The organism is Metabacillus malikii (assembly GCF_030813355.1).
In the GTDB taxonomy this organism is placed as follows: Bacteria; Bacillota; Bacilli; order Bacillales; family Bacillaceae; genus Metabacillus; species Metabacillus malikii.
The window spans coordinates 61,413-82,242 of the sequence record NZ_JAUSUD010000013.1; the positions used below are offsets into that span (position 1 = coordinate 61,413).

The 20,830-nt window shown below is 35.4% G+C and carries 20 protein-coding genes; 17 read left to right on the plus strand and 3 right to left on the minus strand.

The genetic code is table 11. The annotated features are described in order from the left end of the window. Positions 1 to 4: 4 nt before the first annotated feature. Genes J2S19_RS13365 through J2S19_RS13380 form a run of 4 tightly spaced genes read left to right on the plus strand, consistent with a single transcriptional unit; the run spans position 5 to position 2,237 of the window. On the plus strand, positions 5 to 577 hold the full coding sequence (locus J2S19_RS13365; protein ID WP_307342736.1) for a nicotinate-nucleotide adenylyltransferase: 573 nt from the start codon (positions 5 to 7) through the stop codon (positions 575 to 577). Continuing rightward, positions 567 to 1,130, plus strand: coding sequence for a bis(5'-nucleosyl)-tetraphosphatase (symmetrical) YqeK (yqeK, locus tag J2S19_RS13370; protein WP_307342739.1), 564 nt, complete (start codon positions 567 to 569; stop codon positions 1,128 to 1,130). The genes J2S19_RS13365 and yqeK overlap by 11 nt, the downstream gene beginning before the upstream one ends. 7 nt (positions 1,131 to 1,137) lie before the next feature. Further along, a complete protein-coding gene (gene rsfS, locus J2S19_RS13375) occupies positions 1,138 to 1,494 on the plus strand; it encodes a ribosome silencing factor (protein ID WP_307342742.1) in 357 nt (118 codons plus the stop codon). Continuing rightward, positions 1,491 to 2,237, plus strand: coding sequence for a class I SAM-dependent DNA methyltransferase (locus J2S19_RS13380; RefSeq protein WP_307342744.1), 747 nt, complete (start codon positions 1,491 to 1,493; stop codon positions 2,235 to 2,237). The genes rsfS and J2S19_RS13380 overlap by 4 nt, the downstream gene beginning before the upstream one ends. 103 nt (positions 2,238 to 2,340) lie before the next feature. Here the strand turns inward: J2S19_RS13380 and comER are convergent, their stop codons facing one another. Further along, positions 2,341 to 3,174, minus strand: coding sequence for a late competence protein ComER (gene comER, locus J2S19_RS13385; protein ID WP_307342747.1), 834 nt, complete (start codon positions 3,172 to 3,174; stop codon positions 2,341 to 2,343). Between the two features lie 91 nt (positions 3,175 to 3,265). Between comER and J2S19_RS13390 the strand changes: the two genes are divergently transcribed. From J2S19_RS13390 to J2S19_RS13400, 3 genes are all read left to right on the plus strand, one after another. Continuing rightward, entirely contained in the window at positions 3,266 to 3,904 is a 639-nt protein-coding gene (locus J2S19_RS13390) for a helix-hairpin-helix domain-containing protein (RefSeq protein ID WP_307342750.1), read from the plus strand. A gap of 157 nt (positions 3,905 to 4,061) precedes the next feature. Further along, positions 4,062 to 4,622, plus strand: coding sequence for a ComE operon protein 2 (locus tag J2S19_RS13395; RefSeq protein ID WP_307342754.1), 561 nt, complete (start codon positions 4,062 to 4,064; stop codon positions 4,620 to 4,622). 182 nt (positions 4,623 to 4,804) lie between these two features. Then, a complete protein-coding gene (locus J2S19_RS13400; protein WP_307342757.1) occupies positions 4,805 to 7,111 on the plus strand; it encodes a DNA internalization-related competence protein ComEC/Rec2 in 2,307 nt (768 codons plus the stop codon). A gap of 64 nt (positions 7,112 to 7,175) precedes the next feature. Here J2S19_RS13400 and J2S19_RS13405 read toward each other — a convergent pair whose 3' ends face one another. Then, a complete protein-coding gene (locus J2S19_RS13405) occupies positions 7,176 to 7,310 on the minus strand; it encodes a YqzM family protein (protein ID WP_307342760.1) in 135 nt (44 codons plus the stop codon). A gap of 332 nt (positions 7,311 to 7,642) precedes the next feature. On the opposite strand from J2S19_RS13405, the gene holA reads away from it, so the two are divergent. Then, on the plus strand, positions 7,643 to 8,662 hold the full coding sequence (holA, locus tag J2S19_RS13410; protein WP_307342763.1) for a DNA polymerase III subunit delta: 1,020 nt from the start codon (positions 7,643 to 7,645) through the stop codon (positions 8,660 to 8,662). A 122-nt stretch (positions 8,663 to 8,784) separates the two neighbouring features. Here the strand turns inward: holA and rpsT are convergent, their stop codons facing one another. Then, positions 8,785 to 9,042, minus strand: a complete 258-nt coding sequence (gene rpsT / locus J2S19_RS13415) for a 30S ribosomal protein S20 (protein WP_307342766.1) — start codon at positions 9,040 to 9,042, stop codon at positions 8,785 to 8,787. A 260-nt stretch (positions 9,043 to 9,302) separates the two neighbouring features. Here rpsT and gpr point away from each other — a divergent pair, with 260 nt between their 5' ends. The 9 genes from gpr (at position 9,303) to dnaJ (ending at position 20,830) form a co-directional block, all read left to right on the plus strand. Beyond that, positions 9,303 to 10,424 carry a GPR endopeptidase gene (gene gpr, locus J2S19_RS13420; RefSeq protein WP_307342769.1) on the plus strand — a complete coding sequence of 374 codons (1,122 nt, stop codon included), beginning with the start codon at positions 9,303 to 9,305 and terminating at the stop codon, positions 10,422 to 10,424. 112 nt (positions 10,425 to 10,536) lie between these two features. After that, on the plus strand, positions 10,537 to 11,733 hold the full coding sequence (gene spoIIP, locus J2S19_RS13425; RefSeq protein ID WP_307342772.1) for a stage II sporulation protein P: 1,197 nt from the start codon (positions 10,537 to 10,539) through the stop codon (positions 11,731 to 11,733). 21 nt (positions 11,734 to 11,754) lie between these two features. After that, positions 11,755 to 12,105: a YqxA family protein gene (locus J2S19_RS13430; protein ID WP_307342776.1), complete on the plus strand. Its 351-nt coding sequence runs from the start codon at positions 11,755 to 11,757 to the stop codon at positions 12,103 to 12,105. A 215-nt stretch (positions 12,106 to 12,320) separates the two neighbouring features. Next, on the plus strand, positions 12,321 to 14,144 hold the full coding sequence (gene lepA, locus J2S19_RS13435) for a translation elongation factor 4 (protein ID WP_307342779.1): 1,824 nt from the start codon (positions 12,321 to 12,323) through the stop codon (positions 14,142 to 14,144). 76 nt (positions 14,145 to 14,220) lie between these two features. Then, positions 14,221 to 15,357, plus strand: coding sequence for a radical SAM family heme chaperone HemW (hemW, locus tag J2S19_RS13440; RefSeq protein ID WP_307342782.1), 1,137 nt, complete (start codon positions 14,221 to 14,223; stop codon positions 15,355 to 15,357). 395 nt (positions 15,358 to 15,752) lie between these two features. Continuing rightward, complete coding sequence (gene hrcA / locus J2S19_RS13445) at positions 15,753 to 16,784, plus strand: heat-inducible transcriptional repressor HrcA (protein WP_307342784.1); 1,032 nt, start codon at positions 15,753 to 15,755, stop codon at positions 16,782 to 16,784. 108 nt (positions 16,785 to 16,892) lie between these two features. Beyond that, positions 16,893 to 17,474: a nucleotide exchange factor GrpE gene (gene grpE, locus J2S19_RS13450; protein ID WP_307342786.1), complete on the plus strand. Its 582-nt coding sequence runs from the start codon at positions 16,893 to 16,895 to the stop codon at positions 17,472 to 17,474. 30 nt (positions 17,475 to 17,504) lie between these two features. Further along, a complete protein-coding gene (gene dnaK, locus J2S19_RS13455; protein ID WP_307342788.1) occupies positions 17,505 to 19,340 on the plus strand; it encodes a molecular chaperone DnaK in 1,836 nt (611 codons plus the stop codon). A gap of 368 nt (positions 19,341 to 19,708) precedes the next feature. Continuing rightward, positions 19,709 to 20,830 (plus strand): molecular chaperone DnaJ, encoded by a 1,122-nt coding sequence (gene dnaJ, locus J2S19_RS13460; RefSeq protein ID WP_307342791.1) that lies wholly within the window; start codon positions 19,709 to 19,711, stop codon positions 20,828 to 20,830.

Genomic DNA, 20,830 nt, shown 5'->3' on the forward strand with positions numbered 1-20,830 from the left:
CAATATGTCAAAGAAAATAGGAATATTAGGTGGAACTTTTGATCCACCTCATTTTGGCCATCTTTTAATTGCAAGTGAAGTTTTAAACGAATTACAATTAAATGAAATATGGTTTATGCCAAATCAAATTCCTCCCCATAAACAAGAGAAACAATTTTCTACAAGTGAACATCGGTATAATATGTTAAAATTAGCAATCGATAAACACGACCATTTTAAAATTGAAACGATCGAGTTACATCGGGATGGGCCTTCCTATACGTACGATACACTTTGTTTATTACGCGAGAAATATCCATCGTACACCTTCTATTTTATTATTGGTGCGGATATGATTGAATTCTTACCCAAATGGTATAAAGTTGACGAAATCTTGGAGCTCGCAACGTTCGTCGGAGTTAAGCGGTTTGGTCATCAAACAATAAGTCCATATCCTATAAAAAAGATCGATATTCCGCAAATTGATGTTTCATCAACATTATTAAGGAAAAGAATTAGAACAAATAAACCGACAGATTATTTAATGCCGGATGTTGTGAAAAAATATATAGAGGAGAATCATCTGTATGGATCGTGAAGCTGCCTTAGAGATCGTAAAAAAACAGCTTACTGAACATAGATATACACATACAATAGGTGTAATGGAAACAGCGATTCGTCTTGCTGAATTGTTTGGAGCTAATCAAAAAAAAGCTGAAACTGCTGCGATTTTTCATGATTATGCTAAGTTTCGTCCGAAAGAAGAAATGAAAAAAATAATAATCGAACAAAAGTTACCATCCATTTTATTAAAACATAATAGTGAATTGTGGCACGCGCCAGTAGGTGCATACCTTGTGGAAAAAGAGGTTGGGATACGAGATAAGGATGTTTTAAATGCAATTAAGTATCATACTTCGGGACGTCCAAATATGACGCTTTTAGAAAAAATCATATACGTCGCAGACTATATCGAACCTAATCGTCATTTCCCAGGCGTAGAGGAAGTGCGTCAACTAGCAGAGAATGATTTAGAGCAAGCATTATTAAAATCAATGCAAAATACAATTATGTTTTTACTGAAGAAAAATCAAGCTATCTTTCCAGAAACGATTGAAACATATAATTGGATAATATTAAAGGAGGAATAACATTTTAATGAATGAACGAGATATTTTAACATTAGTAGCAAGAGCAGCAGATAGTAAACGTGCCGAGGATATTATTGCCTTAAATATGAAGGGGATTTCATTAATAGCCGATTATTTTGTGATTTGCCACGGTAATTCGGACAAACAAGTCCAAGCAATTGCAAGAGAAATGAAGGAACAAGCAATAGAGAGGGAAATTCCTGTTAAACGACTTGAAGGTTTTGATGAAGCTAGATGGGTATTAATTGATTTTGGTGACGTTGTTGCCCATGTATTCCATAAAGACGAGCGTGGCTATTATAACTTGGAAAGACTTTGGGGTGACGCACCATCTGAGGATTTAACGAGTGAGTTAAGTCAATGATTTATCAGGGATTTGCTTATATTTATGACCATCTAATGGAAGATGCGCCATATGATGATTGGATTACATTAATTGAAAAGGCCATTATAGCGTATCATCCAGATGTAAGGAAAATCCTTGATGTAGGTTGTGGAACGGGTGCTATTACTTTAAGGTTAGCTGAAAAACAATTTGATGTGACTGGTGTAGATATTAGTGAGGATATGTTAACCGTTGCGCAATCAAAGCTAGCTGATAATCATGTTCAATCAACTTTTTTATTGCAGGACATGAGAGAATTAACAGGCTTCGATAATGCTTTTGATTTAGTAACGATTTGCTGTGATTCCTTAAATTATTTAGAAAATGAAGCAGATATCCAATCTACATTTTCTCGAGTGTATACCCAATTAGCAGCTGGTGGTCTATTTATTTTTGATGTACACTCTGTATATAAAATTACTGATATTTTTCCGAACGAATTTTTTGCAGAACAAGATGAAGATATCAGCTATATTTGGAAATCTTATTGTGGTGAGCATCAAAATAGTATTGAACATGACATGACCTTTTTTGTTAATCAAGATGATTATTATGTACGATATGATGAATTACATTATCAACGCACATATTCAGTCGAGCAGTATTCCGCATGGCTTGAGGCTGCTTCTTTTGAAATTTTGAGGATCTGCGGTGACTTCGATTTTAATCAAACGCCTACATCTACAACAGAGAGGGTATTTTTTGTAGCTAGAAAAAAATAAGAACAATGAGAAAACCGGAAGTGAGTAAACATCCACTCCCGGTTTTTTATATTTTCCGAAAAATTTTTAAACTATTGAAAGGAAAAAAACAATAGTTGTAGAATTATTTATGGGGAATACTCTCAAATTGTACAGATACTTCTTCTATATCTTCATAGTATTTCTCATGGGTTACTTGGAACACTTTATTAAACATTTCTCCGACCTCATCTTCAAGTACCTTTATTCCTTTACCAGTTACTCCGCCTTTTACAATTACTTTTTCCTGAAGAGTAGGGAGTGAATATAGCTCTGTTTCTAATAATTTCCCCATTCCAATCACCATTTCGCTAGCCAATAATGTTGCTTGCTCTTTTGTGATGTTTGTTTCTTCTACAGCACCTTCAACAAACTTTTGTAAGAGAAAGCTAAAAAATGCAGGGCCGCAGCTTACAATGTCAGAGGAAACCCTTGTTATGTCATTATTAATCTGAACTGGATTGGAGATTTTTGAGAATAATTGCTCTAGTTGGGTCTGTGTTTCAACATAGCAAGAATTACCATAAGAAACCAATGAAACACCTGAAAATGCCCTGTTTGTTATGCTCGGTATGACTCTTGCAACTTGACATTTGACAATAGATTCTAATTGTTCTACTTGAATCGGACTCGTTATCGAAACTAAACATTTATTTGGTATGAGTAGATTTTCAATGTCTTGTAATAATGGATGTATATCTAAAGGTTTTACACAAATAAATACGAAATCAGACCTTCTTACTACCTCTCCAGCATCCTCTACTACATGAACATCTGGATAATTTTCTTTAATTGCATTTGCTTTTTCAATTGTTCGATTTGTCATATGAATGAATGAGGGTCTAATTGCTCCCGACTCGATAAACGATTCAATTAATATTCTTCCCATGTTCCCTGTTCCAATGAAACCTACATTCAAAGTTCATCCCCTCCTTAGAATGCATAGCTCTTATACATGATATGTTCTTGAAATCCTTTTATGAATAGATATATGAATGGAGTGATGAAAAATGTTAAATTTTCAACAAAATAAAAAAATCATTTTTTTAGGCGGTGGATTAGGAGCCACTATACTTTTGCTTCTATTTCTCATATTACATTTCAATACAAATGAGGCAAATACGCTAGTTGAGGACAACAATGAGCAATTATTTATAGAGGAAACAGAGGAACTTGGGGATTCAGAAGTGAGAAGTGAAGATCCACAACAACAAATAATTGTTCTTGATTTAAAGGGGGCGGTACGTAATCCTGGTGTTTATGAATTACAGGTAGGTTCAAGGGTTCACCAGTTAATTGACTTAGCTGGTGGATTTAATGAAGAAGCAGATGAGGGGTCAGTCAATTTAGCAGCACCATTAGAGGATGGAATGGTGATATACATTCCAAAAAAAGGTGAAGTAAATGAAAATCCATTTATAGAGCCAATAAATGAAGAGACTGAGTCAACTAGTAAATTAGTGAATATAAATTCAGCTACAGTTGAGGAGTTACAAACATTGCCTGGTATCGGACCGTCAAAAGCAGCAGCGATACTGGCCTATCGTGAGGAGGAGGGACCATTTTCTAATATAGAAGATATTATGAAGGTATCTGGAATAGGAGAAAAATCATTTGATAAATTAAAAGAATTAATTACTGTTAAATAAACAGAAGTAATACAATTAGCGGCCGTTGCATTGAGGGAAATGTAAGCAAGGCAATATGCAATAAAGGTGACAATTTGATAATATAATTTGACGGCTCATCTATTTTCTATATAAACTACTAGTTAGAGAGAAATTTGTCGATTGGGGGAAACAAATGATGAGTCGTATATCATGGGATCAATACTTTATGTCACAGAGCCATCTATTAGCGTTACGAAGTACTTGTACGAGATTAGCGGTAGGAGCAACAATCGTCCGAGAGAAACGGATGATTGCTGGAGGGTACAATGGCTCGATCGCAGGTGGAGTTCACTGTTCGGATGAAGGGTGCTACGTAATTGATAACCATTGTGTAAGAACAATTCATGCTGAAATGAATGCATTATTGCAATGTGCAAAATTTGGTGTACCAACTGAAGGTGCAGAAATCTATGTTACTCATTTTCCTTGTCTTCAATGTTGTAAAGCGCTTATACAGAGCGGAATTAAAACCGTATATTATGCGGTTGACTATAAAAATCACCCTTATGCAATTGAACTATTCGAGCAAGCGAATGTAAAGGTGGAGCATGTAGAGTTAGAAAAAGTACCTTATGAAGATCATATAAAGAAATTACAATTTGTGAGTGAACTAATTGATCGTTTATCAGAAACCAAAGACTTAGATGAAAAGGAATTACTAGAATTGAAACGTAAGTCTGAGCTGTATTTCGCTTAAAACATTCTTTTTTCAGACTGTTTACAGGTAGAGAGGTGTGTCTCCTCAGTTAACTTAAAGGTGTTCACCTCCCTATTCTTATTATGTATGAGTATTAAACTAGCAAACAAGAACGGCTTCTCAAGTAAATAAGAGTAAAGTTAACAAACAATTATGTAGGTGTTCATTGAGGTGTTTAATAATTGAATGGGAAACTTATCTTTCTTGTAATTGCTGCATGTTTTGGGATACTTACATGTAAATATCAATTTCATCCCCTACTTGTCATGACTACGCTAAGCTTCCTCTTACTTTTGTTCATTAAAAAGTTTTATAACTTATGCCTTTTTTGTTTTATTACTACAGTATTGTTTGGTATTATTTATCTATTTATCGACGATAATAATCGAACATTATTACAACAAGGGGACTATTCTGATGTCGGTGTTGTCGCTTCGATACCGAAAGTTGATGGGGACCTTTTGAGGGCTGAAATAGTTATTTCTTCTAAAGAAAAGGTAACAATTACATATATAATTCAATCATATGAAGAAAAGGTTAAACTTAAAAAGTTAATGGTTGGGATGACGTGTCAATTTGAAGGTGAATTGGTGAAGCCGAAGTCAAGAACGATGCCAAATGCATTTGATTATAGGCAGTATTTGTATGAACATCATATTCATTGGCAGTACATAGTGGATAAATTAGTGGCTTGTAAAAGTAGTTCAAATAATATCAATATATTGCTTAAAAATTGGCGTAAGGCGGGTTTAGATTTTATTGAAAAACATTTTCCAAGCGATTCGATTGGGGTTGTTCAAGCTTTATTATTCGGTGAAAGAAGCTTACTTGAAGAGGATGTTGAAACAGCTTATCAAGAGCTTGGGATTGTTCACTTATTAGCAATATCTGGTTTACATGTTGGTATACTTACGTCAGGTGTTTACTTTATATTCATTTATAGTGGATTAACTCATGAAAATGCACGGCGCCTTTTACTAGTGATCTTACCGATTTATGTCATTGTAACAGGTGTATCTCCCTCAGTTACGAGAGCCTCTTTTATGGCGATTCTTTATATCGTGTTTAAGCTGCTGAAAAAGAATGTTTCCTCACTAGATGTTATTAGTATAACGTGTTTAGCGTTACTAATAATAAATCCTTACTATCTATTTCATATTGGTTTTCAACTTTCATATATCGTTACGTATAGTCTGTTGCTGTCTTTCCGTATCCTAAGTAAATTAAGTAATTTTATCAGTAAATTAATAGTGATTTCTTTAATTGCACAATTAGGTGCAATGCCAATATTACTTTTTCACTTTTATGAGGTATCACTAATTAGCATCCCAATGAATATGTTGTTCGTACCTTTATATTCGTATATTATTTTACCAATTGCGATATTTTCAACTGTTTGTACACTCCTCTCCCAAGACTTCGGGAATTACATTATTTATGTTTTCGATGAAATCCTACAATTTTCACATCATCTTGCGCTATTTGCTTCTTCACTTCCATATACCACATTAACAACAGGAAGGCCACATATCATCATCCTACTCTTATTATGTTTCACGACTTTAACCTTCTTACTTATTTTCGAGGGGAATAAGGATAAGGTAAAAGCTATTTTTTCCTTTAATCTTATTATAATAGTACTGATTGTACAGCTAGTTTTGCCATATTTGAATCCGAGTGGGAAGGTGTTGTTTATGGATGTAGGTCAAGGTGATGCAATCTTTATCCAACTCCCCCATAATAAGGGCAATTATTTAATTGATACAGGTGGTAAATTATCCTTTCCGAAAGAGGAATGGCAGTTGAGGAAATCGAGTTTTTCAATTGCAAAGAATGTCGTTGTGCCATATCTAAAATCACAAGGTATAACCAAATTAAACGGCCTCTTTTTGACACATGGTGATTTTGACCATGTCGGTGAAACACTTGAATTAATGGAAGGGGTAGAAATTGAGAAACTATTCGTACCCAAAGGGTTTATTAGGGGAGATTTAGAGGGGGAAATTATTAATAAGGCAATGGACAAAAACATAAAAATCCGTGTTTTGAGTCGAGGTGATATTTTATCTTTACATCATATTACTTTTTATATCCTTTCGCCAAACCAACTTACCAATAATAAAAATGAAGATTCCTTAGTTTTATATTGTGTAATAGGAGGAGTGAAGTGGTTGTTTACCGGAGATGCAGAGGAAGAAGCAGAGAAGTCAATCATTAGTCACTACCCGAGATTAGATGTTGATGTATTAAAACTTGGTCATCATGGAAGTAAAGGATCAACAATACCAGAACTTTTAGACCATATTAAACCTAAAATTGCAGTTGTCTCTGCAGGTTTTAACAATCGATATCAGCATCCACATAAAGAAGTGTTAGAAAGGTTAAAGGAAAGAAACATTAAGTTGTTTCGGACGGACCTACAAGGTGGAATATTATTTGAATATACCGGGTTAAATGGAACCTTTTATACCCATCCTCCATATAAATAAAGTAATAAGCAAGCAGAAAAAGAGACTGCATATTCGCAGTCTCTATGTAAGAGTAACATTTTCATTAAGAACCAATTAATTTAACAGCAGTTGCGATAATGAAAATTAAAGCAAAAAATCCAAATGATGCAATAAACCCTACACCAGAATCGACTGCGTCATTACGCTTACTCTGGACACTTTTTTCAAATTCATTCACTGTTACCCCTCCTATATCAGTTTTAGTATAAGCGATTCCAATAAAAAAATCTACATTCTCAATTCTTCTCTTTTATTAAATAACTTAAGCGAAAACTAAGTTAAAAGCAACAATGTTTACGAAAAATGTTAGTTTAAAAATCAATGGTGACTTGAAAAGTAAGTAGTTAGATAGTGGTATCGCTTGTGAATTAGTTATCCTAGGTTCTAATTCAAAGCGTTCACATAGATTAAAGGGAGTAATTCAAGATGAATTAACTCCCTTTTAACTTGCCAAACAATCCGATTCAATTTACGATAGAAGCAAGTGACAGTAGAATTAGGAGCAATGATATGATTTTTAAAATATGGAATGATATTAAGAAGAAAAAGTTAGATAATTTATATTTGTTACTTGGTAAGGAAGCATTCCTTATGCAAGAAACTGTACAATTAATTGTAGATGCAGTTTTATTAGAAGAGGAAAAGGATTTTAATCTTTCTGTATATGATATGGAGGAAACAAGTATTGAAACTGCCGTTGAAGACGCAGAAACTCTACCATTTATGGGAGAAAAAAGATTAGTTATTATAAAAAACCCTATTTTTTTAACAAGTGAAAAGAAAAAAGAGAAGGTTGAACATAATATCGGGAAATTGGAAACTTACTTAAATTCTCCAGCGCCATACACAATTCTTTTATTTCTCGCTCCTTATGAAAAGTTAGATGAGAGAAAGAAGATTACGAAGCTTATTAAAAAGCAGGCTTCTTTAATCGAAATGAATGCGTTAAAAGAGCAAGAAACGATCGAGTGGATTACGTCAATTGCTGAAGAAGAAGCTGTATATTTTTCTAAAGAAGCGATTGAGGAATTGATATTATTAACTGCGGGAGATTTGATGAATATGCATCAAGAGCTACGTAAATTGAGTACATACGTAGGACAAGGTGGTCAAATTACACCTGAGACAGTTAGGCTACTTGTAGCAAGGTCATTGGAGCAGAATATTTTTGAGTTAATTGATCATGTCATCCACCGTAGAAGCAAAGAAGCATTACAGATTTTTTATGACTTACTAAAAAACAACGAGGAGCCAATTAAAATTCTCTCCCTTCTAGTAAATCAATTTAGACTCATTTTGCAAGTGAAGGAATTAGCGAATACCGGCTATGGTCAGCAACAAGTGGCTAATACATTAAAGGTTCATCCATTTCGAGTAAAACTAGCGCTGCAGCAGGCGAAACTATTTCATTCAGAAGAACTTGCACAAATTTTAATAGACTTAGCAGAAGCAGACTATGAAATGAAAACTGGTAAAAAGGACAAGCAGTTAATCATAGAGCTTTTTTTATTAAAATTATTTAAACAGTAGTGAAACTTTCGTTAATAAATATAAAACATAAGAAAAAACGATCCCCAATAGGAGGATCGTTTTTTTGTTTAGATAGCAACATTGCCTAAACTGGGCATTGTTATCAGCTATTTTATGCAGTATTATCCGTTAACTTTTTTAGCTAAACGAGATTTGTAACGAGCAGCAGTATTTTTGTGTACTAAACCACTTTGTGCAGCTTTATCAATTCGTTTATTCGCTTCAACAAGTGCCGTTTTAGCATTGTCAGCATCATTAAGTAAAACTAATGCATCTACTTTTTTAATAGCAGAACGCATTGCAGATTTAATAGCTGAGTTATGTGCATTACGCTCATTGCTAGTTTTTACGCGTTTAATTGCAGATTTAATATTTGGCATACTTTCACCTCCTAAGAAATAACACGAGGTCTAATTTTCTCGAATTTTCCTTTACATGAACAAAAGATATTCTATCAAACACACACCAATATTGCAATACTAATGTAAAGGAAATTACATTGAAACTTCAAATTACATAAACAAATTTCTAACACTATCATACAAATTATCGGTAAAAAATCACAAACATTACAAATCATAGAATGTTTCGGTTGTGAAATGGCAACGATACATAACAGGACTATTATGGAGGGATTGTATTGGATAAGTCATTGGATTTAAGTAGCTATTCAGTTCGAACAGACTTAGCAGTTGAAGCTCGAGCTATGGCGCTCGAAAAAACTGCTAAGTCTGTGGATGTCGAGAATTCTAGCAATATTTCTGGAATCATCATTAAAGAATGGGAAGAGGAAGGAATAAAGTTATCCTCAATGGAAATTAATGACGAAGGTGCTGAGGTTGTAGGTAAAAAGCCTGGAAAATACTTAACTCTTGAAGTACAAGGGATTAGACAAAAAGATAGTGAACTTCAGGAAAAGGTGATTAATCAATTCGCAAAACATTTCAGTCGGTTTTTGACGGACCTAAACATTAGTAAAGATGCAAGTTGTTTAGTAGTAGGACTAGGCAACTGGAATGTAACACCAGATGCACTTGGACCTCTAGCTGTAGAGAACCTCTTAATAACACGTCATTTATTTAAATTACAACCAGAAAATGTTGAAGAAGGGTTTCGTCCGGTAAGTGCAATCGCACCAGGTGTTATGGGATTAACAGGAATTGAAACAAGTGATATCATCTCAGGCGTAATTGAGCAATCAAAACCTGATTTCGTCATAGCTATTGATGCATTAGCATCGCGTTCAATCGAGCGAGTCAATTCAACAATCCAAATATCAGATACTGGTATACATCCAGGATCTGGTGTAGGGAACAAACGGAAGGCTTTAAGCAAAGAAACCTATGGTATACCTGTAATCGCGATTGGTATTCCAACCGTTGTTGATGCAGTATCGATTACGAGTGATACGATTGACTTTATTTTGAAGCATTTTGGTCGAGAGATGAAAGACGGGGATAAGCCTTCACGTTCGTTAGTGCCAGCTGGTATGAATTTTGGAGAAAAGCGGGTACTTACAGATGAAGATCTTCCAAGTGAAGAACATCGAAAGCAATTTTTAGGAATTGTTGGTGGTCTGGAAGATGAAGAAAAACGTAAGTTAATCTATGAAGTATTGTCACCACTAGGACATAATTTAATGGTTACACCTAAGGAAGTTGATTTATTTATTGATGATATGGCAAATGTCATCGCAAGTGGACTTAATACAGCACTCCATCAGCAAGTAGACCAAGATAACGCAGGTCTTTATACGCATTAAAGTTTAAATCTAGTAAAGAATAGAAAAAGATAGATTGTCTTATTCTTCAAGTTCTACTTCCTTATGCTACTACATACAATTTAGTAGACAAGCATAAGGAGGATTAATAGAAATGAAGCGTTCTCGTACTAGTCGTAGTATGATTTTTACATTGAGTGGGACAAGTTTTAAAAAAGGAATTGTTATTAGCTTCATGGTCCTATTTATGACATTTTTACTTTCTGGCTTCTTAACATCTTTAAAACCAGAATACCGGCTTACATCTTCTTCAATAAGTGATTTAACTAAAAATATTGATGGTGAGTCTTTTTTACAGTTATTAGGAGCGGAAAATCGTTTTTTTGTATCGGCTCTACCTGAAAAACCAGAACCAATTAAACTTTCCACAATTATGTTTAAGGTTGCAACAAGTATTAATCCTGACGATCCCCGTAGTTTATTAGGGAGAGAGCTCCCGGGATTTTCTTTATATGATAGTGAAATTGTCGTAGCAGGTGATGGAACGAACTATACTAACATGCCTTATGAATCTCCACCTCCCACTGAGGTGTTAGAACAAGAAAGAGAAGCATCTATAGATAAAAATGAAGTTGTTAATTCAGTAGATGACGAACCGAAAACGCCACCTTCCTTAACAACTGGGGATAAAAAAGTTGTTTATATTTACAACACACATAACACAGAATCATATTTACCACTATTAGAAGGAGAGACTGACCCGAATCGAGCCAATCATTCCAAAGCTAATGTCACTATCGTGAGTGAATTGTTAGGGAAAGCATTTGAAGAACGGGGAATAGGTGCTCAAATCGATTCTACAGATATACAGTCTAATCTAAAACAAAAAGGTTGGAACTATGCAAAATCTTATACAGCTTCACGCCCAGTCGTACAAGAGGCATTGGCCAATAATCGAGAATTGAATTATATAATCGATATACACCGTGATTCGCAACGAAAAGCTGTTACTACGATATCGATTACTAACAAGTCTTATGCGAAGATTGCTTTTATTATTGGTAGGGATAATCCTACTGCTGAAAAAAATGAGAAGATTGCGAATGAATTACACAACCTCCTTCAAAAGAAATATCCAGGTTTAAGTCGCGGTATATTTAAACAAGGTGGTAAAGGATATAACGGCGTATATAACCAAGATTTATCAACGAATGCGATGCTTCTTGAATTTGGTGGAGTTGATAATAATTTAGATGAACTAAAAAATACAGTTGCTGCAGTAGCAGATGTATTCAGTGAATATTATTGGCAAGCTGAAAGAGTGAACAGTAATGGAGCTACTGAACAGTAGTCAAAGAGTGAGGGAAGAATCATGATAAAATTTATGTTTAAATGCTTAGTTCTTTGTTCAGTTCTATTATTTGGTGTCCTCATTGGGATGCAGCAAGCTAATCAGGGAATCATTAAAATGAAAGGGTATCATGACCCTGATTTGAAAAGTGCATTTCAAGTTGATGGTGAACACGGTGGAGACCTTCAAGCGTCGATACTTGGAAATGAAGTAACGAGTCAGGACCTCCAAGCGAAGCAAGCACAATTAGAACAAATCGAAGCATTTAATATTTTCACTCAAATTGGCAAGCAGTTTGCATCCTTAATTAGTGGTGTTGTTACAGTTATTCTTGACACAATTTCAAATGCAATAAATACTATAGTTGATTAAAATAGTAGAAGGGTTAAGTTTCTTAGAAGTGTTTAAGAATCTTAATTCCCTCTACTATTTTTTGTTCAAATTTTAAATATCAATTAGTAAGAATTACAACGATATTGGATTGGACTAATATATTATAGGAATACTATTATTCATTGAATGTTGAAATAGCAATTGATATAATGAAGAATAGTGTATTTGTAAGCTATGTAGGAGTGAAAGCATATATGAATCGAGAAGAAAAATTAAAACGACAATCGCGGATACGGAATTTTTCAATTATTGCCCATATTGACCATGGAAAATCAACGTTGGCGGACCGGATATTAGAAAAGACCTCTGCACTGACACAACGTGAGATGAAGCACCAATTACTAGACTCTATGGATTTAGAAAGAGAACGTGGCATTACAATCAAGTTAAATGCTGTTCAATTAAAATATCGAGCTAAAGATGGCGAAGATTATACGTTCCATTTAATCGATACACCTGGGCACGTCGATTTCACGTACGAGGTTTCCCGAAGTTTAGCTGCTTGTGAAGGGGCAATCCTAGTTGTTGATGCAGCACAGGGAATTGAAGCCCAGACACTTGCGAATGTATATTTAGCATTAGATAATGACTTAGAAATTTTACCTGTCATTAATAAAATTGATTTACCAAGTGCAGATCCAGATCGAGTGCGTAATGAAGTGGAAGAGGTAATCGGTCTTGATGCGTCTGAAGCAGTATTGGCGTCTGCTAAGGCAGGTATTGGGATTGAAGATATATTAGAACAAATTGTTGAAAAAGTACCTGCACCAGAAGGAGATCCAGAAGGACCATTAAAGGCTCTAATATTTGATTCGCTTTATGATGCTTATCGTGGTGTTGTTGCCTATATTCGAGTCGTTGAAGGAACTGTCAAAGTAGGCCAAAAAATTAAAATGATGGCTACAGGAAAAGAATTTGAAGTAACAGAAGTCGGAGTGTTTAATCCAAAACCAGTTCAACTGAAAGAATTAAATGTCGGCGACGTTGGGTTTTTAACGGCAGCAATAAAAAATGTCGGTGATACCCGTGTAGGTGATACGATTACAGACGCGAAAAATGGCGCTACAGAAGCACTACCAGGCTATCGTAGATTAAATCCAATGGTTTTCTGTGGTTTGTATCCAATTGATACAGCTAAATATAATGATTTACGGGAAGCCCTTGAAAAGTTAGAGTTAAATGACTCTTCCTTACAATTTGAGCCTGAAACATCCCAAGCTCTTGGCTTTGGATTCCGCTGTGGGTTTTTAGGATTACTTCATATGGAAATTATCCAAGAGCGAATCGAGCGGGAATTTAAAATTGATTTAATTACAACTGCTCCGAGTGTTATATATGATGTTCATTTAACAGATGGTGAATCATTAAAAGTAGATAACCCTTCTAACATGCCAGACCCACAAAAAATAGACCATATTGAAGAGCCTTATGTTAAGGCAGCAATAATGGTTCCTAATGATTTTGTTGGAGCAGTTATGGAGCTTTGTCAAAAGAAACGTGGTATTTTCATTGATATGCAATATTTAGATGAAACACGAGTGAATATTAATTATGAAATTCCTCTTTCTGAAATCGTATATGATTTCTTCGATCAACTTAAATCAAATACTAAAGGCTATGCTTCCTTTGATTATGAACTGATTGGATACAAAACATCAACATTAGTGAAGATGGATATCTTGTTAAATGCTGAAAAAATTGACGCATTATCATTTATCGTCCATCGTGATTCTGCATATGACCGAGGAAAGATTATCGTTGAGAAACTAAAAGAATTAATTCCAAGACAACAATTCGAAGTTCCTATTCAAGCTGCTGTCGGCCAAAAGATTGTCGCACGTTCTACAATTAAGGCTATGCGTAAAAATGTACTTGCGAAATGTTACGGTGGGGATATTTCGAGGAAAAGAAAATTATTAGAAAAACAAAAAGAAGGAAAAAAACGAATGAAGCAAGTTGGGTCTGTTGAAGTTCCACAAGAAGCATTCATGGCTGTATTAAGAATGGATGATAATTAAACTATTAATGAATAGCAACAAAAATTGATGCCGCAGAATAAACCTGCGGCTTCCTTAATTATAGAAGGTGAAAATATTGACTAAATCAGCATATGTACACATTCCGTTTTGTCACCATATTTGTCATTATTGTGATTTTAACAAAGTATTCTTTCATAATCAGCCTGTTGATGAGTACATTGAGCTTTTAATAAAGGAAATAAACTCCACATTTGATAAGTCTAAACATGACTTACTAAAAACGATATTTATTGGTGGTGGGACTCCTACTGCATTATCTGCCATACAACTTGACCGCCTTTTAGAAGGAATGCTTGAACACTTAACACCTACTAGCAACCTTAAAGAATTTGCTATAGAAGCTAACCCAGGTGAGTTAACAGCTGATAAGCTTGCAGTGTTAAAAAATGCAGGTGTAAATCGACTAAGTATCGGTGTACAAAGCTTTAATGATACTCTCTTACAAAAAATCGGCAGAGTCCATCGTGCTGAAGATGTATTTAGGACTATACAAGATGCAGAGAAAATAGGCTTCGACAATATGAGTCTGGACTTAATTTATGGATTACCTGGCCAAACGATTGAAGACTTTGAGGAAACGTTAAAAATTGCCCTTTCGTTAGACATGCAACATTTTTCTGCCTATTCCTTAATTGTCGAACCGAAGACTGTATTTTATAATTTAATGCAAAAAGGGAAATTATCATTGCCACCACAGGAGCAAGAAGCTAAGATGTATGAACTAGCCATGGAAGCAATGGAAGCTAAAGGGTATAAGCAATATGAAATTAGCAATTACGCTATACCAGGTTTTGAGAGTGAACATAATCTCACATACTGGAATAATGAAGAGTATTATGGCTTTGGAGCAGGAGCGCATGGTTATTTAAGCGGGGTGCGGACATCTAATATAGGCCCAATTAATAAATATATGGAAGAAGTTCGACTAACTGGACAAGCGCGTTTCCAACAGCATGAAGTAAGTAAAAAGGAGCAAATGGAAGAAGAAATGTTCCTTGGCCTAAGAAGAACAAGTGGTGTAAACAAAAAAGCGTTCTTTAACAAATTTAAAAAAAATCTTGGTTATATTTATGAAGAACAACTTGAAAAATTGGAGAAACTAGGATTGATTGAAAATAATGAACAAGAAGTAAAACTGACTCATAAAGGAAAACTACTAGGAAATGAAGTTTTTCAAGAATTTTTAATGTAAATATTTACGATATATAGGAGCGATGGTTCAGCTTATTTATTTCTAGTTTTAAGGTCATTAGTTATTTTCTTATAAGCTGTTTGTTTTTTCTAACTATATAAAGGGTGCTTGAAAATGTGGGGTGGATGATAGAGATGATGAGACGCACGCTAATATCTAGGTTTTGGTCCACCTCACTCTAGTAACCCGAGAGTAAGTCGAGAAGAAATCGAATTCCAACTACAACTAAGTTAAACAATAATGTTGATAAAAAACAATTCCTTTACAACAATGTAAAAGAAGGAGTTTCTTGAGATAAAGTGTGACGAAACAATTGACATTTGAAACTTGTTTTGATAACTTTTTATATATAATTAGCACTCGCAATAGATGAGTGCTAACAGAGGTGATGATAGTTGCTTACAGATCGCCAATTGTTGATTCTACAAGTAATTATTGATGATTTTATTCACTCAGCACAGCCTGTTGGTTCAAGGACATTAGCAAAAAAAGATGAGATTACGTTTAGTTCAGCCACAATTAGAAATGATATGGCTGATTTAGAAGACTTAGGTTTTATTGAGAAGACACATAGCTCATCAGGACGTGTCCCATCTGAGAAGGGCTATCGTTACTATGTGGACCACCTTTTATCACCACAAAGATTAACGAAAACTGAAGTTAGTCAAATAAAATCAATTTATGCTGAGAGAATTTTTGAATTAGAGAAGGTTGTTCAAAAATCAGCTCAAATATTGTCGGAATTAACGAACTATACATCAATTGTTCTTGGGCCTAAAGTGAAGGAAAATCGTTTGAAGAGAATTCAAATTGTGCCGATAAATAGTGAAACAGCCGTTGCAATCATTGTAACGAATACAGGTCATGTCGAAAATCGAACAATTAGTTTTCCAAATGCTCTTGATCCGACAGACATTGAAAAAATGGTCAATATCCTAAATGAAAGATTAAGCGGAGTGCCATTAGTCGATCTTCAAGATAAGATTATTAAAGAAGTTGTTACAGTATTAAAAAATCATATTCAAAACTACGATATGATGTTGAAAATAATGGCGGGAACATTAAAGGTAAATCCAAACGAGAAGATGTATTTTGGTGGAAAAACAAATATGTTAAGTCAACCTGAATTCTCTGATGTTGGTAGAATTAAAAATTTACTTACGATGATTGACCAAGAAAAGGAACTATATAGTTTACTTCGCTCTAACAATACCGGAATCTCCATTAAAATAGGTAAAGAAAATGAAAATATAGCTATGGAAAATTGTAGCTTAATTACTGCAACCTATTCTCTTGGTGATAATCAATTAGGAACTATTGCCGTGCTAGGACCTACAAGAATGGAGTATTCTCGGGTTATTAGTTTATTATCTCGCATGACTCACGATTTATCAAAAACATTAACTGATTTGTATCACGACTCATAACGATGGTAATATTGGATAGGGTCGACGGGTCTGTTGTCACCTATCCTCTTCAAATGGGAAAACAATGAATGATGAGATATAATCTTGCCTTTAAGGAGGTGAATAACAGTGTCAAACGAAAAAAACATTGCTGAACAAGAAGAAGTAGTTGATATTACTCAAGATGAAGAAGTAAAAGTTTCTGATGACCAAGTTGAAGTAATTGAATCTGACGAACCTAAAGCTAATGAGGATAAGTCAGATGAGAAGATAGCTGAATTAGAAACCAAACTTGAAGAAGCAGAAAATAAAGCATTACGTGCACAAGCCGACTTCGACAATTTTAGAAGACGTACGCGTCTCGAACAAGAAGCTGCTCAGAAATACCGTGCACAAAGCTTAGTATCTGAAATAATTCCTGCTCTTGATAACTTTGAAAGAGCATTACAAATAGACGCAGATAACGAGCAAACGAAGTCGTTACTGCAAGGTGTTCAAATGGTTTATAACCAACTAGTTCAAGCTTTACAAAACGAAGGTGTGGAAGCAATCAAATCTGTCGGTGAGCAATTTGATCCTAATTTCCACCAGGCTGTCATGCAAGTAGAAGATGAAAACTACGATTCAAACATAGTAGTTGAAGAATTACAAAAAGGCTATAAATTAAAAGATAGAGTGATTAGACCATCAATGGTAAAAGTTAATCAATAAACTATTATTACATATTAGGAGGTTCATGATATGAGTAAAATTATTGGTATCGATTTAGGTACAACAAACTCATGTGTCGCAGTATTAGAAGGCGGAGAACCAAAAGTGATCCCAAATCCAGAAGGGAATCGTACTACACCTTCTGTAGTCGCTTTTAAAAACGGTGAACGTCAAGTAGGTGAGGTTGCTAAGCGCCAAGCTATTACAAATCCAAATACAATTATCTCAATCAAACGTCATATGGGAACAGACCATAAGGAAGAGATTGAAGGTAAAAACTATACACCTCAAGAACTTTCAGCAATTATTCTACAACACTTGAAATCATACGCTGAAGAATATTTAGGTGAGCCTGTAACGAAAGCGGTAATTACAGTTCCAGCATACTTTAACGATGCGGAACGCCAAGCAACAAAAGATGCTGGTAGAATTGCTGGGTTAGAAGTTGAACGTATTATCAATGAGCCAACTGCAGCAGCATTAGCTTATGGACTAGATAAAACAGACGAAGACCAAACAATTCTTGTTTATGACCTTGGTGGCGGAACGTTTGACGTTTCTATTTTAGAGTTAGGTGACGGTGTGTTTGAAGTTCGCTCAACTGCTGGAGATAACCGTCTTGGTGGAGACGACTTTGACCAAGTTATCATAGACTATTTAGTTGCAGAATTTAAAAAAGACAATGGTATCGACCTTTCAAAAGATAAAATGGCATTACAGCGTCTAAAAGATGCTGCAGAAAAAGCTAAAAAGGATCTTTCAGGTGTCACATCTACACAAATTTCACTACCATTCATCACTGCTGGAGAAGCTGGTCCGCTTCACTTAGAAGTGAGTTTAACACGTGCAAAATTTGATGAACTATCATCTGACTTAGTTGAAAGAACGATGGGACCTGTTCGTCAGGCTTTAAGTGATGCTGATCTTTCAGCTAGTGAAATCGATAAAGTAATCTTAGTCGGTGGATCAACTCGTATCCCAGCTGTTCAAGAGGCAATTAAAAAAGCTCTTGGCAAAGACCCACATAAAGGTGTTAACCCAGATGAAGTTGTGGCATTAGGAGCATCAATTCAAGGTGGAGTCATTACAGGTGATGTTAAGGACGTAGTATTACTTGACGTAACTCCATTATCATTAGGTATTGAAACAATGGGTGGAGTATTCACGAAGTTAATCGATCGGAATACGACAATCCCAACAAGTAAATCACAAGTATTCTCAACAGCTGCAGATAATCAAACTGCTGTAGATATTCATGTCCTACAAGGTGAACGTCAAATGGCAGCGGACAATAAAACACTAGGTCGCTTCCAATTAACTGACATACCACCAGCTCCACGTGGTGTACCACAAATTGAAGTATCTTTTGATATTGATAAAAACGGTATCGTGAATGTAAGAGCTAAAGACCTAGGAACAAATAAAGAACAAACAATTACGATTAAGTCATCTACTGGCTTATCAGATGAAGAAATCGACCGTATGGTAAAAGAAGCAGAAGAAAATGCAGACGCTGATAATAAGCGTAAAGAAGAAGTTGAACTCCGCAATGAAGCAGATCAATTAGTGTTTACGACAGAGAAAACATTAAAAGATTTAGAAGGTAAAGTTGACGAATCAGAAGTAACAAAAGCAAATGAAGCGAAAGATGCTTTAAAAGCTGCAATTGAGAAAAATGACCTGGAAGAGATTAAAGCGAAAAAAGATGCTTTACAAACAATTGTACAAGAGCTTTCAGTAAAATTGTATGAAGAAGCAGCAAAGCAAGCTCAAGCACAGCAGGGTGGAGATGCAGCAGGCGGTCAAGCGAATGACGATGTTGTAGATGCTGAGTTTGAAGAAGTCAAAGACGACGATAAAAAATAAGTCATAGTCATTTATAGATGAAAAGTCAAAGTCAGGCTGGTCTTGGCTTTGGCTTTTTTTCGGATAATTACTATAAAAAGGCTCTGTAACATTAGATCTTTCCGCATTTTAAACGCTAGAAATCCAGAACGTATTACCAATGCCGAAGTTAATGCACTTATCTAGTAGACTAGTCTGTATCAAGGGTCGATTGGACAAGGGCGAGACTCCAGCAGGATGCATGGAAGAAGTGAGACGTGTGTAAGCCCAACAAAGCGTCAACTAAACATCCATTAAGGAAGCGTACATAGCTAATAACTATTAGTTGCTTTTCTTTCCTTTAGAATGATACAATTTACCTTATGTGAGAAAATCGGGAGTGAGAATAAATGAGCAAGCGTGATTACTATGAAGTACTTGGTTTAAGTAAGAACGCGTCAAAAGATGAGATTAAAAAAGCCTATCGTAAATTATCCAAGCAATATCATCCGGATATTAATAAAGAGGCAGATGCTTCGGATAAATTTAAAGAAATTAAAGAAGCCTACGAAACTTTAAGTGATGACCAAAAGAAAGCACACTATGACCAATTTGGTCATACAGACCCAAATCAAGGTTTTGGCGGTGGTGCTGGATTCGGTGGCGATGGCTTTGGCTTTGAAGATATTTTCAGCTCAATTTTTGGCGGTGGCACAAGACGACGTGATCCTAATGCACCAAGACAAGGTGCTGACTTACAATATACAATGACACTAAATTTTGAAGAAGCGGTTTTTGGTAAAGAAACAACAATTGAAATACCTAAAGAGGAAACGTGTGAAACATGTCATGGCACAGGTGCACAAAAAGGGACGAAACCAGAAACATGTTCACATTGTGGTGGTTCTGGACAACTAAATGTTGAACAAAATACGCCATTTGGCCGCATTGTAAACCGACGAGTTTGCCATCATTGCGAAGGAACCGGTAAAATGATTAAGCATAAATGTGGCACATGTCGCGGTAATGGAACTGTGAAAAAGCGTAAGAAAATACAAGTGAAAATTCCTGCAGGTGTTGATGATGGTCAACAGCTAAGAGTATCAGGTCAAGGTGAACCTGGTGTTAACGGTGGACCTCCGGGAGATTTATATGTAGTATTCCATGTGAGAGAGCATGAGTTCTTCGAAAGAGAAGGCGATGACATTTATTGTGAAATGCCACTAACCTTTGCTCAAGCAGCACTTGGAGATGAAGTTGAGGTTCCTACATTGCACGGTAAAGTGAAATTAAAGGTGCCAGCCGGAACACAAACAGGTAAGAAATTCCGTCTAACAGGAAAGGGAGTTCCAAATGTTAGAGGGTACGGCCAAGGTGACCAATATGTAGTGTTACGAGTATTAACACCTACGAATTTAACCGAAAAACAGAAAGAATTGTTGCGGGAATTTGCGGAAATAAGCGGAGCAAAGCCTGATGAGCATGAAGAAAGTTTCTTTGATAAAGTTAAGCGCGCTTTTAAAGGTGAATAA